Annotated in this window: 11 protein-coding genes and 1 tRNA gene; 5 read left to right on the plus strand and 7 right to left on the minus strand. The window is 67.2% G+C overall.

Features of this window, described 5'->3' with window-relative positions:
* Window positions 1–154: 154 nt before the first annotated feature.
* Window positions 155–598, minus strand: a complete 444-nt coding sequence (locus VHS75_RS05245) for a hypothetical protein (RefSeq protein WP_329637555.1) — start codon at window positions 596–598, stop codon at window positions 155–157.
* 799 nt (window positions 599–1,397) lie between these two features.
* Window positions 1,398–2,930: a S10 family peptidase gene (locus VHS75_RS05250; RefSeq protein WP_329637556.1), complete on the minus strand. Its 1,533-nt coding sequence runs from the start codon at window positions 2,928–2,930 to the stop codon at window positions 1,398–1,400.
* Window positions 2,931–3,187: 257 nt separating this feature from the next.
* On the opposite strand from VHS75_RS05250, the gene VHS75_RS05255 reads away from it, so the two are divergent.
* Window positions 3,188–3,625, plus strand: a complete 438-nt coding sequence (locus VHS75_RS05255) for a DUF2141 domain-containing protein (protein WP_329637557.1) — start codon at window positions 3,188–3,190, stop codon at window positions 3,623–3,625.
* A 23-nt stretch (window positions 3,626–3,648) separates the two neighbouring features.
* Here the strand turns inward: VHS75_RS05255 and VHS75_RS05260 are convergent, their stop codons facing one another.
* From VHS75_RS05260 to VHS75_RS05275, 4 genes are all read right to left on the minus strand, one after another.
* The gene (locus VHS75_RS05260; protein WP_329637558.1) at window positions 3,649–6,330 is read right to left on the minus strand and encodes a valine--tRNA ligase; all 2,682 of its coding nucleotides are present in this window, start codon (window positions 6,328–6,330) and stop codon (window positions 3,649–3,651) included.
* Between the two features lie 244 nt (window positions 6,331–6,574).
* Window positions 6,575–7,117, minus strand: coding sequence for a DUF2497 domain-containing protein (locus VHS75_RS05265; RefSeq protein WP_329637559.1), 543 nt, complete (start codon window positions 7,115–7,117; stop codon window positions 6,575–6,577).
* An 86-nt stretch (window positions 7,118–7,203) separates the two neighbouring features.
* Complete coding sequence (locus VHS75_RS05270) at window positions 7,204–8,763, minus strand: TolC family outer membrane protein (protein ID WP_329637560.1); 1,560 nt, start codon at window positions 8,761–8,763, stop codon at window positions 7,204–7,206.
* 144 nt (window positions 8,764–8,907) lie between these two features.
* Window positions 8,908–9,480, minus strand: coding sequence for a protein-L-isoaspartate O-methyltransferase (locus VHS75_RS05275; RefSeq protein WP_329637561.1), 573 nt, complete (start codon window positions 9,478–9,480; stop codon window positions 8,908–8,910).
* A 123-nt stretch (window positions 9,481–9,603) separates the two neighbouring features.
* On the opposite strand from VHS75_RS05275, the gene VHS75_RS05280 reads away from it, so the two are divergent.
* Window positions 9,604–9,677 (plus strand) — tRNA-Cys (locus VHS75_RS05280).
* Between the two features lie 18 nt (window positions 9,678–9,695).
* Here VHS75_RS05280 and VHS75_RS05285 read toward each other — a convergent pair.
* A complete protein-coding gene (locus VHS75_RS05285) occupies window positions 9,696–11,765 on the minus strand; it encodes a prolyl oligopeptidase family serine peptidase (RefSeq protein ID WP_414694245.1) in 2,070 nt (689 codons plus the stop codon).
* A 193-nt stretch (window positions 11,766–11,958) separates the two neighbouring features.
* On the opposite strand from VHS75_RS05285, the gene VHS75_RS05290 reads away from it, so the two are divergent.
* The 3 genes from VHS75_RS05290 to VHS75_RS05300 all read left to right on the plus strand — a co-directional run bounded on the left by VHS75_RS05290 (window position 11,959) and on the right by VHS75_RS05300 (window position 14,230).
* On the plus strand, window positions 11,959–12,774 hold the full coding sequence (locus tag VHS75_RS05290; protein ID WP_329637563.1) for a sensor histidine kinase: 816 nt from the start codon (window positions 11,959–11,961) through the stop codon (window positions 12,772–12,774).
* 28 nt (window positions 12,775–12,802) lie between these two features.
* Entirely contained in the window at window positions 12,803–13,351 is a 549-nt protein-coding gene (locus VHS75_RS05295) for a response regulator transcription factor (RefSeq protein WP_329637564.1), read from the plus strand.
* A gap of 87 nt (window positions 13,352–13,438) precedes the next feature.
* Complete coding sequence (locus VHS75_RS05300; protein WP_329637565.1) at window positions 13,439–14,230, plus strand: ATP-binding protein; 792 nt, start codon at window positions 13,439–13,441, stop codon at window positions 14,228–14,230.
* Window positions 14,231–14,435: the final 205 nt, after the last annotated feature.

Genomic DNA, 14,435 nt, shown 5'->3' on the forward strand with positions numbered 1-14,435 from the left:
TCTCCACCATTCCCTCTTCGGGGAACGGTCCCCCTCTCCCGCTGCGCGGGAAAGGAAGGGCGTGACAGGCGCGCGGGCGCGCTGCCGGGGGACGAGTCCGTCAGGAACGGCGGATTGTTCCGCGATGAAAATGGGAAGCCCAGGTGCGCGGCGCTCAGCGGCGCGGCGGTCCCGTCGCGCGGCGCACAGCAAGGCCGCTGGGAACCCCTGCGGGCCGCGTGGCGCGCTGAAGGGTCAAGGCGGTGGCCGAGCCGGCGAGCCGGGCGCGCAGGTCCGCCCTTGGCGGCGTCGGGGGCGCTGTCGGAAGCGGTCCGGGGGCCACGTGCGCGAGGAGTTCGCGCAGGGTCGGCAGGGCCGCCGGCTCCGGCCCGGGCAGCGCCGCGGCGTCGGCGACGACCCCGGTCAGGGTGCGCAGCAGCACCGGCAGGCTCGCGGGCTCCGCCTCGCGCTCCCGATCCCGGTCCGCTTCCCGGCCGCGCTCGGACCGTTCGCCCTCCAGCGGATCGGCGCGCCCGGTCAGGTCTTCGTCCGCCGCGAGCGCGTCACCCGGCGCCACGGCCGGCGTGCGCCGCAGGCGCAGCTCCAGCCCAATGGCCACCCGCACCGCGAAGAAGCAGCGGTCGAACAGCCGGAAATACTCGAGCTTCCGCGCCGTATCCTCCGCCGCTCCGCCTCATGGCCAAAGGCCAGGCCCAGCCGATAGGCGCACTGGCTCAACTCGGAGAGCATGTCGGAGCGTGGATCGGCGGCGGTCATGTGAGAACAAATGTAGAACGAGGAAGCGCCACCGCCAAGAAGCGGCGCGGCATGGCGCGGCGGAAAATCAATGTGCCGATCACGGCGCGGAGGTCGGTTCGTGCCTCTTCTCGGACCTTGGGAGAGTCCGGTTAGCGCGAAGCGGACCACTATGCGGCCTCGCGTGCTCGCCAGGGCGTGTCCGTGAAAATTGAAACCTGAGACTTCTCATCATATACTGACGTCATGACCGTGATAGAAGTTATGAACAATAATAGAAAGCCACCGTGTAGACTAATCTTCGATCTCTCCGAGGGTGCGACCGTCGATATGCCGCAGATGGGTGGGCCGCCGCAGGTGGAAGACGCCCTTGCATTCCTGAAATCGGTCGGAACGACGCTGAGATCGCCGCCTAAGTTCAGTAAAATGAAGCGGGGGTGGGAGTTAGAACTTCGCGAAACCGAAGAGGTCTGGTTTCGGGTTGCCGCTCATGAGCTCATCGAAGCTTACGCGCGCCGATAGACGCGGCTCGTGTTCGCCGATGCGTTGCCGTGCACACGCCACTGCTTGGACAAGCCGCAGGCTCGGCGCAGTCGCTTGCCCCCTCCACCACCCGCTCTTCGGCGGGCGGTCCCCCTCCCCCGTAAACGGGGGAGGTAGGGCTACCTCGCGCCGAAGACCGCCATCACGTCGCTGCGGAACGCCGCCTGGCTGGCGGGGCGGGAGTAGAACATGTGGCCGCCGGGATAGAGGGACAGCTTCACGCGGCCCTGGTCGCCGGTGATCGGCATCTGGTCGATGACCAGGCGCGAGACGAAATAGGGGCAGCTCAAGTCGTCGTAGCCGTGGGCGATCAGCACCTTCATCTTCGGGTCGGCGGCGATGGCCTGGCGCAGGTCGGTGGTGGCCTCGGTCAGCTCGACGCCCGGCTCCCAGTCGCTGCCGACCTCGTAGCTCAGCGCATTGAAGCGGCCTTCGACCTTCCAGCCGACGATGCGGGTGTCGAAGTCGACCATGGCGCTGGTGGTCGGCGCGATGATCGCATCGAGGATCGGATCGCCCCGCTTGCCCTGCGGCGACCACGGGAAGGGATCGTCCTGGGTGACGTTGGAGTCGTAGACGCTGCCGATCTTGCCCTTGTCGCGATAGAGCTCGCGCAGGAAGGCGCCGATCTCGATGCGGCCGCCGGAGCGCTTCACGAAGGCCGGATCGAGACCGGTGTAGGCGGTGACCTTGGCCACCAGCCGGTCGACGGCGGCCGGATCGCGGCGGCCCTTCATCAGGTCGGTGACGAAGTCGCCGCGGGCATAGTCCTCGACCTCCTTCATCAAGGCCGGCGACAGGGTCTTGCCCTGGCGCTCATAGTTGGCGGCGGCCATCGGCGGCAGGGTGGTCACCCAGGTCATGGGCGAAAAGTCCGGCGCCTGGTCCATCGGCGGCTCGAGATAGGGCGAGACCATCACCATGCCGCTGATCCCGACGCCGAGGCGGGTCTGCAGGAAGTAGGTGATCCGCGGCACGCGATAGCCGCCGTAGCTCTCACCGGTGATGTACTTGGGCGAGGCCATGCGGCCGTTCTTCAGGAGCCAGTCGTAGACGATGCGGGAGAGGTACTCGATGTCCGGCTTGATCGAATAGAAGTGCTTCTTGCTCTCGTCCTTGTCGACCAGGGAGCGGGAGAAACCGGTGCCGATGGGATCGATGAACACCATGTCGGTGGCGTCGAGCCAGGTGCCGGGATTGTCCACCAGCACCGCGGGATCCGACGGGCTGTCGCCCTGCGCGCCGAACTGCACGCGCTTGGGCCCGATGGCGCCCAGGTTCAGATAGACCGAGGCCGCGCCCGGGCCGCCGTTGAAGGCGAAGGTGACAGGGCGGCTGGGGTCCTTCGGTCCGTCCAGGATATAGGCGGTGAACACCACCTCGCCGATCTTCTTGCCCTTCTCGTCGCGCACCGGAAGCGAGCCCACGGTGGCGGTGTAGTTCAGCGTCTTGCCCGCGACGTGGGTCACCTGCTTGACGCTGGCGTCGGCCGGGAACGGCGGCAGGTCGATCTTGTCCTTGTCGCCGCCCTTGGCGTCGGCCTTTGCGGTCTCGGACTTAGGCGGATCGTCCGCCGCCCGGGCGCCCGCAGACGTCGACAGGCCGAACGAAAACGTCATTGCGGCCGCCGCCGCGATCATCAGCCTGCGCATATGCAACATCCCTCACCGGTCGCGCCAAATTGGCCAAGATCGAGGTCACTGCAAGTGAAACCGGGACAGGTTTCGCGGTTAGAATCCTCGTGATCCTGATGGAATGGCCTGAACCGCGAAGGCTCCGGCTTCAAGACCTTCAGGCGCGGCGAATTTGGAATTCGTGCGCCACACGCATCATAGTCTTTCCATTTCGACCTCTTTTTGAGGCCGTGAGGGCCATTACATGGGTTGGCGATCCTGATGGAAATTGCCGAATGCGACGCCACCTTGCCTCTCTCGCCATCGGAGCCGCCCTCCTCGGGTCGGCTGCGCCGGCCCTCGCCCAGCCAACCGGCGACGTGGTCGTCCACGTCGAGAACGTCCGGTCCTCCGAGGGGCACGTGCGCGTCGACCTGTGCACCTCCGACCAGTTCCTGACCGACACCTGTGTGGTCGCCGGATCGGCGCCCGCCCAGCGCGGGGAGACTGTGGTCACGCTCGTAGACGTGCCCCCGGGCGTCTACGCCATTCAGGTGTTCCATGACGCCAACGACGACCACAAGGTGAACCGCGGCCTGTTCGGTATCCCCACCGAGGACGTCGGATTTTCGCGGGAGGCGCCGCTGGGGCTGCACGGCCCGCGGTTCATCAATGCGGCCTTCAATCACGCCGCTGACGAACAGGTCGTCACCCTGCATCTGCGCCACTTCTAGATCAGCGGGGCGCCGGCGCGCGGTCAGACCACCGCGCCCAGCCGCGCCAGGGCCGCCTCCAACTTGGCTTTCGCGGCTTCGGCGTCGGCCAGGCGTTCGCGGTTCTCCTCGACCACCTCCTCCGGCGCGCGGGCGACGAAGTCGGCGTTGGCGAGCTTCTTGGCCGTGCGGTCGATGTCGGCGCCCAGGGCGCCGACCTCCTTGCCGAGCCGCGCGCGCTCGGCGGCCACGTCGATGAACTCGGCGACCGGCAGGGCGAGCGTCGCGCCTTCGACCACGTAGGGGATCGCGCCGGCGGGCGGCGCATCGACGATCTGCACCTGCGAGACCCGCAACATCTGCTGGATCAGCGGGGCGGCGTCCTGCAGCACGCTGCGCTGCGCCGGTGTCGCGTCGATCACCAGCAGCGGCGGGCGGGCCGAATTGGGCACGTTCAGCTCGGAGCGGACCGAGCGGCCCTCGGCGATGGTCTCCACGATCAGGCCGATGACAGCGTCGGCGGCCGGGTCGATCAGGCTGTCGGGCAGATCGGGCCAGGGCGCGGTCATCAGGAAGCCCTTGTGGTCGCGCGCGGCGCCGAGCCCTTGGGTCTGAGCCCACAGTTCCTCCGTCAGGAACGGCATGACCGGGTGCAGCAGCTTGAGGATCACGTCGAGAACCCAGGCCGCGGTGGCGCGGGTTTCGTCACGCGCGGCCTCGTCGGAAGACGGCTCGTCCGGCTTGCCCAGCACGGGCTTGGAGAGCTCCACGTACCAGTCGCAGTACTGGCGCCAGACGAAACGGTAGAGGCCGTCGGCGGCGGCGTCGAAGCCGCAGGTGTCCAGCGCCGCGGTCACCGCCTTGGCCGTGCGCGTGGTCTCGCCGACGATCCAGCGGTTCAGCGGCAGCTTCACCTTCGCCGGGTCGAAGCCCTCGGTGCGGGCCGCGCCGTTCATCTGGGTGAAGCGCGTGGCGTTCCACAGCTTGGTGCCGAAGTTGCGGTAGCCCTCGATCCGCTCGCGGGAGAGCTTGATGTCCCTCGCCTGCCCCGACATGGCGGTGAGCGTGAAGCGCAGCGCGTCCGCGCCGTAATCGTCCACCAGCTCCAAGGGGTCCATGACGTTGCCCTTGGACTTGCTCATCTTCTTGCCCTCGGCGTCGCGGACCAGGGCGTTGATGAAGATGCGCTTGAAGGGGACCTCATCCATGAAGTGCAGGCCCTGCATCATCATCCGGGCGACCCAGAAGAAGATGATGTCGAAGCCGGTGATCAGGGTGTGGGTCGGATAGAACCGGGCGAGGTCCTCGGTCTTCTCCGGCCAGCCGAGCGTCGAGAAGGGCCAGAGCGCCGAGGAGAACCAGGTGTCGAGCACGTCCTCGTCCTGGCGCAGCGGCTCCTCGCGGCCGTAGTACTCCAGCGCCTGCGCCTTGGCCTGCGCCTCGGTCTCAGCGACGAAGATCTTTCCGCCGGGTCCGAACCAGGCCGGGATGCGGTGGCCCCACCAGAGCTGGCGCGAGATGCACCAGGGCTGGATGTTCCGCATCCACTCGAAATAGGTCTTCTCCCACGCCTTGGGCACGAAGACGGTGTCGCCGCTCTCGATGGCCTCGATCGCCGGCTTGGCCAGCACCTCGGCGTTCACGTACCACTGGTCGGTCAAATAGGGCTCGACCACGACGCCGGAACGGTCGCCGTGCGGGACCATGTGGCGGGTCTTCTCGACCTCGCGCAGCAGGCCCAGGCGCTCGAATTCCTCGACCACCTTCTTGCGGGCGGCGAAGCGGTCGAGGCCGCGGTACTCGGGCGGGGCGTTGTCGTTGATCTTCGCGAAGTCATCGAAGACGTTGATCATCGGCAGGTTGTTGCGCTTGCCGACCATGAAGTCGTTGAAGTCGTGGGCCGGGGTGATCTTCACCGCGCCGGAGCCCTTTTCCGGGTCTGCGTACTCGTCGGCGATGATCGGGACGGGACGGTTGACGATCGGCAGGCGCACGGCGCGGCCGATCAGGGGCTGATAGCGTTCGTCCTTCGGGTGCACGGCGACGGCGGTGTCGCCCAACATGGTCTCCGGCCGGGTGGTGGCGACGACGATCTCGCCGGAGCCGTCCTCCAGCGGATAGGCGAAGTGCCAGTAGTGGCCGTCGACCTCGCGCTGCTCGACCTCCAGGTCGGAGATGGCGGTCTGGAAGTGCGGGTCCCAGTTCACCAGCCGCTTGTCGCGGTAGATGAGCTTTTCCTTGTAAAGGGTCACAAAGACCTTGCGAACGGCCGCCGAAAAACCCTCGTCCAGGGTGAACCGTTCGCGGCTCCAGTCGCAGCTCGCGCCCAGGCGCTTCAGCTGGTTGGTGATCGTCCCGCCGGACTTGGCCTTCCACTCCCAGATCTTCTCGACGAAGGCCTCGCGGCCCAGGTCGCGGCGGCTCTGGTTGCCAGCTTCGGCGAGCTGACGCTCGACCACCATCTGGGTGGCGATGCCGGCGTGATCGGTGCCGGGCAGCCACAGCGCCGCCTTGCCACGCATCCGTTCGAAGCGGATCAGCACGTCCTGCAGGGTGTTGTTCAGCGCATGGCCGATGTGCAGCGAACCGGTGACGTTCGGCGGCGGGATGACGATGGAGAACGGCTCGGCGGCCGGGTCGTCGATGGGGCTGAATCCGCCCGAGGCCTCCCAGGCGGCATAGAGGCGCGGTTCGGCGGATTTGGGATCGAAGGTCTTTTCAAGCATCTCGGAATTCTGACTGCGCGGGTTCAATTAGAGGTCCGCTCGTCCCCGCGAAAGCGGGGCCCCGTTTTTTGACCACGGAAAACACGGAAAGAGCACGGAAACGAGGAAGCTTGCTGGCGGACCGCAGTCACGCTTGGCGCGCTTCGCGCCTTCCGTGCTCTTTCCGTGTTTTCCGTGGTCCCATCTTTCGGCGGAACGAAAAACACCTCGGTCCCCGCTTTCGCGGGGATGAGCGAAGTTTTGTCTAGCGTACTCGCCCGCGGGCGATGCGTTCGACTTCGGTCTCGACGGCCTGCTGGACGATGTTCGGCAGGTTGTCGTCCAGCCACTGCTGCAGGAGCGGACGCAGCATTTCGCGCACCACGTCCTCCAGCGTGCGGTCGCTGCGCGGCATGCCGATCGCCGCGGACAGCTGGCCGAACGACGAGGCGGCGGCGGTGGCGGCGCGCTCGCTCACCAGGCTTTCGACCGAAGGCGCGGCTGCCGCTGGCTCGGCCGCCGGCGCGGTGAACACGTCGAGATCACCGTGGGTCTCTACCTTTTCCGTCAACTCCAAGGCCTCCTCTTCAACCGGAGGCTCGGGCTCCGCGGCTGCGACGGGTTCGGGCTCGACCGCCACGGGCTCGGGTTCAGGCTCCGGCGCGGGCTCCGCGACAGCGACAGGCGCTTCGGCCTCCGGCGCAGCCTCCACGCCCTCCTCGGCTGGGGCGTCGTCTTCGGAGATAATGCGCCGGATGGAGGCGAGAATTTCCTCCATGGTCGGTTCTTGGGACGTCTGTTCGGACATAGGACCGGGCCGCTCAAGCGATGGATGAATCCGTGAACCTTCAGCCTAGCCCATTTTCAGCCGAAGGGGAGCCGCTTCAAATGCGCCTACTTCTTTGCCGCGATCGCAGGCGTCGTCGGGGGCGGTGAAAGCCCCGGCCCGATCGCCGGCTCAGGGGCCATATCTTGGATCTTCGGGATCTGCGGGAACGCCAGCGCCCGGTCGACCACCGCGACCGGCTCTTCCCACGGCACATAGCCGGGCGCGAAGCGCAGTTTGCGGAAATTCTTCTTCGGATCGTAGGGCGTGACCGCCGGGATCAGGTCCTTGGCTTCCAGGCGGCCCATGGCGGAGAGCACGGTGGCGGCGGCGACATATTCGTCGTGTCGCGCGGCGACCGCGCTCAGCTCATCGTTGCGCAGCTCCTGCTCGGCGTTCAGCACGTCGAGCGTGGTCAGAAGGCCCAGCTTCTGCTCCTCGCGCGTCCCTTCGGCCGCGATCTCGGCGGCGCGGACCGATTCCTCGGTGGAATCGATGTTGGCGCGCGCGGCGATCAGCTGATTCCAGGCCTGGGTCACGGTCTGCAGCACCGAGCGGCGCTGGGTCTCGATGGTGATCCGGTCGACGTTGTTGCGTTCCACCTGCTGGCGGATGCGCGAGTTGTTGAGGCCGCCGGTGAACAGCGGCACCTGCAGCACCGCCTGGGCGGTGATCTCGCGTGAATAGAGGCCCTGATTGAAGGGCGCCAGGACGCCGGTGAAACCGTATTGCCCCCGCACCGAGAGGGAGGGCATGCGTTCGGCGCGGGCGGCGGCCACGCGCGCGCGGCTGGCCTGCTCCGCGAATTGCTGGCCGCGCAGCAACGGGCTGTACTTCTCGGCGACGGCGAAGGCCTCGTCGGGATTGGTTGGCAACAGGAAGGCCAGCGACGGCTCGGGCTGCAGGTCCGCCGGGTTCTGGCCGACGGCGTTGGCGTAGTTGGCGCGGCTGATGCCCAGCTGGGCGATCGCGCTCGACAGCAGGGCCTGCGAGGCGGCCAGGCGGGCCTGGGACTGTGCCACGTCGGTGCGGGTGATCTCGCCGACTTCCGCGCGGGCCCTGGATTCCTCAAGCTGCCGCTTCAGGACGTTGACGTTCTCCTCGCGGATGCGAACGCCCTCCTGATCGCGGCGCACGTCAGCGTAGGACTGCACGACGATCAGCATCACCTGCGATTCGACGCGGCGCAGGGTCTCCCGGCCGGACAGGATATCGGCCTCTGTGGCCGAGACCGCCGCGGCCGTGCGCCCGCCGTTCCAGAGCGGCTGCGAGAGATTCAGCGCGATGCTGCCGGAGTTGACCGCGCTGATGCCGCGGCCCAGGGCGTCGGGAATGCCGTCGCCGTTGGTGTCGATCAATCCGCCGCCCGCCGCGTGCGGAGTGCGGGTTTGCAGATAGGCGGCGTCGGAGCCGAAGCTGAGCTGGGGGCGGAAACCGGCGCGGGCCTGCACATAGGTCTCGTCCAGCGCCCGCTGAGTCGCGCGTTGCCCCAGCAGGTTCGGATTGGTGTCGTAGGCGAGCGCGATGGCGTCGGCCAGGGTTTCCGAGCAGGCCGGCGCGGCGAACGCGCCTGCAACACCCACCGTGAAAATCGCGGCGAGCAGCCGTCCGCGAAGGGTCTTCGACATCAGTTATCCCCGTAGTGGCGAGCGACTTGTTCTCGTTGGGCGGACTTGTGTAGCCAACGGCTGCGCCGCGTCACCTTAAGCTTTTTTCACCCCGGACTTTGCATCCGTTTGCCTTCTGAAATCACTCGTGGTGAGTTTTGAAGACTATTCGAAGGCGAAACCGTGTTCCAAGGCGAAGCCCGCCATGACCGACGGCGTGGCGTCGAACACCTCGCGGCGGCCGATCCCGTCCTCGGCGCGGACGTAGACACAGGCCTTGCCGACCGGCCCGTCGCGCTCCACGACGCCGAGGCGCCCGCGCAGCGCCAGCGCCGCCGTCCAGGCGGCCGGCGCGCGGCCGACGGCGCCTTCGCAGACGATCAGGTCATAGGACCCCGCCGGCGGCTGCGACAGATCACCCTCGTCCAGCCGGACGACCGAGAGGCCCAGGTGTTCGAGTATGGCCGCGGCGTAGGGCGCAGCGATCGCCAGGGCGCGCTCGCCCGGCATGGGGCGCACCGCCTGTAGCAGCTTGGCCACATCGCGCGGCTTCAGCAGGTAGCGGCCCGGCGCGTACTCCACTTCAATGTCGGCATAGGCGAGGTAGGCCTTGCCCGGCGCCACGAAGGTCTCGCGCGGCAGGGCGCGCATGGCGTCGTGCAGGCGCACGTCGGTGACATCGGCGGGCCGCACCTGGCTTTCCACCATGTTCAGCCGGGCGGCGGCGAAATCGGCCATTCGGTCGTCCTTGAGCGCGCGAGGAATCTTGCCCGGCTTATAGGTCTCCGCCGCCCGGCAAGGCAATCGCGCCCGTTGCCCCACGGCGGGGGTTCTGTTAGCACCGCCCGCTCTACTCTCGGCGGCCTGATGGCGGAGTGGTGACGCACCGGACTGCAAATCCGTGAACCCGGGTTCGATTCCCGGTCAGGCCTCCAAGACCCCTCACCGAACGCTCAGTCCATCAGCCGCTGGGCCAGGTAGGCATATTCCAGCGCCACCCGCATGGCCCGCTCGTTGAGGTTGGCCGAGGCGGCGTGCCCGCCGTCGACGTTCTCGTAGTAGAGGTAGTCGTAGCCGTATTCCTTGAGCCGTGCGGCGGCCTTGCGTGCGTGCGCCGGATGCACCCGGTCGTCCTTGGTCGAGGTTTCCAGGAACACCTTCGGATAGGGCTGGCCCGGCGCCAGCTTCTGGTAGGGCGAATAACTGTCCAAAACAGCCCGCTCGGCGGGGACCGCCGGATCGCCGTACTCGCCGACCCAGGACGCGCCGGCGCCGATGTGGGTGTAGCCGATCATGTCGAACAGCGGCACCTGGATGACGATGGCGTTGTAGAGTTCCGGATGCTGGGTCAGCGCCACGCCCATCAGGAGGCCGCCGTTGGAGCCGCCCTCGATGCCCAGCTTCTTCGGGCTGGTGATCTTGCGCGCGATCAGGTCCTGGCTCACCGCGAAGAAGTCCTCGTAGACCCGCATGCGGTTGAGCTTCAGGCCCGCGTTGTGCCAGCGCGGCCCGAACTCGCCGCCGCCGCGGATATTGGCCAGCACATAGACTCCGCCCTTCTCCAGCCAGAGCTTCCCGGCCATGGCGGCGTAGGTCGGGGTCTGGCTGACCTGGAAGCCGCCGTAGGCCGTCAGCAGGGTCGGCGCGGAGCCGTCGAGCTTCAGCGCCTTGGGCCGCACCACCCAGTAAGGGATCCTGGTCCCGTCCTTGGAGACCGCCCACAGCTGCTCGACCTTATCCCTGGAGGCGTCGAACCGCGCCGGCGTGGTCTTCAGCGTCTGGGCCTTGCCCGTGGCGCCGTCGGCCAGCCATTGGCTCGACGGCGTCAGGAAGCTGGTCACCGCCACGATCATCCGGTCGTCGACGTCGGAGGCCGAGGAGACCGAGATGGTGGAATCCTTGGGCAAATCGGCCGCCGCCGATGTCCAGGCGCCGCCCTCATGGCGGAAGGTCAGCAGCTTGGCCTTGACGTTGTCGTAGAGCACGACCGCCAGGCGATGGCGCGTTGCGGTGACTTCCTCGACGGACTGGCTGAGGCTGGGCCGCAGGATCAGCGTCCCCTTCAGGTCGGCGGGATCGGCCTTCACCGCCGCCAGGTCGAAGGCGATCAGGTCGCCTTCCTTGAAACCCTTCTGCGGCCAGTCCTGCTCCAGGGTGACGACCAGTTGGCCCTCAACATAGGCCTGGATGGTCGACTTCTTCGGCAGATCGACCTTCTTCGGACCCTGCGGGGTGATCAGCTGGACTTCGCTGTTGAAGAAATCGAGGCCGCGGGTGGCCAGGAACGCGGCCACGGCGCCATCTGGCTCGCGCAGGATCACCGGCGCGGTCGAGACGTCGGTCTTCAGGCCGCGGAACACCTCGTGGGCGGCGGCGAGCGGCTGGCCGCGCTTCAGGGTCTTCAGGATGTAGGGATAGCTGGACTCCGTCAGGTCGCCGGGCGTCCACTCGGTGGCGATGGCCAGGGTGTCCTTGTCGAGCCAGCTGACGTTGGCCTTGGCCTCCGGGATCCGGAAGCCGCCCTCGACGAACTGGCCGGCCTGGGCGTCGAACTCGCGGATTTCGACGGCGTCCTTGCCGCCGTTGGAGAGCGAGACCAGGCAGAACCGCTCGGCGGGCTTCAGGCATTGAGCGCCCTTGAACACCCAGTTCTTGCCCTCGGCCTTGGCCAGCGCGTCGACGTCGAGGATCGTCTTCCATTCCGGCGCGGCGGTGCGGTAGCTGGCGAGCGTGGTGGTGCGCCAGACCCCACGCACATGGTCGGCGTCCTGCCAGAAGTCACGCAGCGTCCCATCGTTGGCCAGCGCAACGCCGGGGATACGGTCCTTGGCCGTGGCGATCTTCAATGCATCGGCATAGAGACCGGCGTAGCGTGGGTCGTTCTGCAATTGCGGCAGGGAGCGTGCGTTCTCGGCGCGGGCGAAATCCAGCGCCTTCGCGCCTTCCGCTTCCTCCATATAGACGTAGGGATCGGGGGTCGGGGCTGCGCCCATGAGGAGTGCTCCTGCCAACAGGGCGGCCATCGCGCGCACGATCATGATGTCGAAACTCCCCTGACCTACCGTCGATAGAGGGCGATCCGGGCGCGAAGCTCAAGACACCTTTCGCCGTCTCGGCGGCGCCGAGGCCGGCCCTTAGGTGTTTGCCCTGAATTGATCGGGCGCTGACGAAGGGGAGAATGGGCGATGCTTGCGACGGGGCCCCGGAGACGCGCCCATGGATAGGGTCTGGTCGGTCATCACGACCACGCCCCCAGACGAGGGCGGGGCCCACGAGGCGCGTCTGAGGGCCCAGCTGGGTCAGGCCTGGAGCCTCAGCGCCATGGGCGAGATGGCCTCGGTCCTGGCGCACGAACTCAACCAGCCATTGTCCGCCGTAACGAACTATCTGAGCGTCGCGCGCACCCTGATCGCCGAGTTGGAGCTCGCCGACGACGGCCTGATCGACGCAGTGCAACGGGCCGGCGACCAGGCCATGCGGGCCGGTGAAATCGTGCGAACCATGCGTGACCTGGCCGCCCGCGGCGCGGCTGAACAGAAGCCCGAAAGCCTGTCCGCCATCTTGCGGGAAATCGAATTCATCATCGGGTCAATGGTCGGTGACGTCGATGGGAGGGTATTATACGGATTCTACCAGGGTATGGATGCAGTCCTGGCCGACAGAATTCAGATTCAACAGCTTGTTCTTAACTTGGTGCGCAACGCGCTCGATGCAGTTTCCAAGTCCCCGAACCGCGATATCAAAATCTCGACACGCCTCGATGTAGACGGACGGATGTTAACCACAGTCGAGGACAGCGGCCCCGGTGTTGACGCTGCGATTATGAGCCATCTCTTTCAGCCGTTGGTAAGCACCAAGCCCCTTGGAATGGGACTAGGCCTTTCAATTTGCCGCGCTATAGTCGAGCACCATGGCGGGCGAATTTGGGTCGAACCCAGCCCGCTGGGAGGCGCTGCTTTTAGTTTCGTACTGGCGCGGACGGTGAACGGTGATGACACAAGCGCCCCATCGGAGCGTGTTCGTCATAGATGACGACGCCGCCGCATTGGACTCGCTCGTCATGTTGCTCCGGTCGGATGGACTCAACCCTAGCGGGTTTTCTTCGGCTCTGGATTTCCTCGATGTCCTGACGCCGGACGCCCGCGGCTGCATCGTCAGCGACGTGCGCATGCCGGGCATGGACGGCGTCGAACTGCTCAAGACCCTGAAGCGGCGCCACTGCCCGCTGCCGGTGATCCTGATCACCGGCCACGCCGACGTCACCGTGGCGGTCCAGGCGATGAAGGCCGGCGCCTCGGAATTCGTCCAGAAGCCCTACGAGAGCAATCTGCTCCTGGGTCTGGTGCGCACGGCCCTGGAAGAGAACGACGAGGCGATGGACGCCAGCTCGCGGCGCATGCGCGTCCTGCGCCGCATCGAGAGCCTGACGGCCCGGGAGCGCCAGGTCCTCGACATGATCATGGAGGGCGCCAGCAACAAGGCGATCGCTTCGGGCCTGACCATCAGCCCGCGCACGGTGGAGATCTACCGCGCCAATGTGATGTCCAAGATGCGCGCCGAAAGCCTGTCGGAGCTGATCCGGATGACGCTGGCCAGCGGGGCGGCCTGAAACCGATATCCGCGTCTTACGGGATTGTACCTAGGTAAAGGCGCGCGGGTGAAATCGTGGCGGGATTGTGTTTGATTCGGCCTCGAAATGCGTAGCCTCGTTTCAATGCAGCCGCAGTCGCAGACCGCCGCCCCGGCCAACGAAGGCCAGGCCTCGGCGGCCGAGCGGCTGGATGCGCTTCGCCGGATGTCCGGCGCGCTCACCCATGACTTCAACAATCTGCTCGGCGTGATCGTCAGCGCCAACGAGCGCCTGGCCGCCGAACTCGAAGAGGGCAGCGAGGCCCAACGACTGGCGCTGCTGGCCCTGGAAGCCGCCGAGCGCGGCGCTGAGCTGCTGCGCCGCACCCTGGCGCTCGGCCACGAACCCGCGCCGCAGCCCGATCCGATCGACTGCGCCCAGGCGATGCAGGCCGTGCGCCGCATGGCGCGCCAGGCGATCGCGGCGGACGTGAGGGTGAAGGTCTGCCTTCCGCCCCAGCCGCTGCACTGCAGGGGCGACCGGACCGGACTGGAGATGGCGCTCCTGAACCTTTGCCTGAACGCCGGGCACGCCACGCCGGCCGGCGGCAGCATCAATGTGGACGCCCGCCAGGTGCGCCTCGACCGGTCCGACCGGCTGGGCCTGACCGCGGGCGACTACATCGCGCTCACGGTCCGCGATACCGGGTCCGGGATGTCGCCGGAGATCCTGGCCCGCGCCGCCGACCCGTTGTTCACCACCAAGGCGACCGGCACGGGCCTGGGCCTGAGCTCAGTCCGCGACTTCGCCGCCGCCGCCGGCGGCGCGCTCTCGCTGTGGTCCCGCGAGGGCCACGGCACGACGGCGACCCTCTACCTGCCCGTCGCCGAGGCCGCCCAGAGCGCCGCGGCGGCTTAAGCACGATCCGCTCATCCCTGCGAAAGCGGGGACCCAGGCTTTTTCGGATGCGGCGCCGCGACGAAACGGCGACCTTGATGGCCATTCCCGACGAGCACAAAACACCTGGGTCCCCGCTTTCGCGGGAATGAGCGGCTAGAACGTGCACACAGCAAAAGAGCCGGGCGCCGCGTGGCGTCCGGCCCTCCTGGCTCGGGGACAGCCC

It is taken from the genome of Phenylobacterium sp. (assembly GCF_036264965.1).
Taxonomy (GTDB): Bacteria; Pseudomonadota; Alphaproteobacteria; order Caulobacterales; family Caulobacteraceae; genus Phenylobacterium.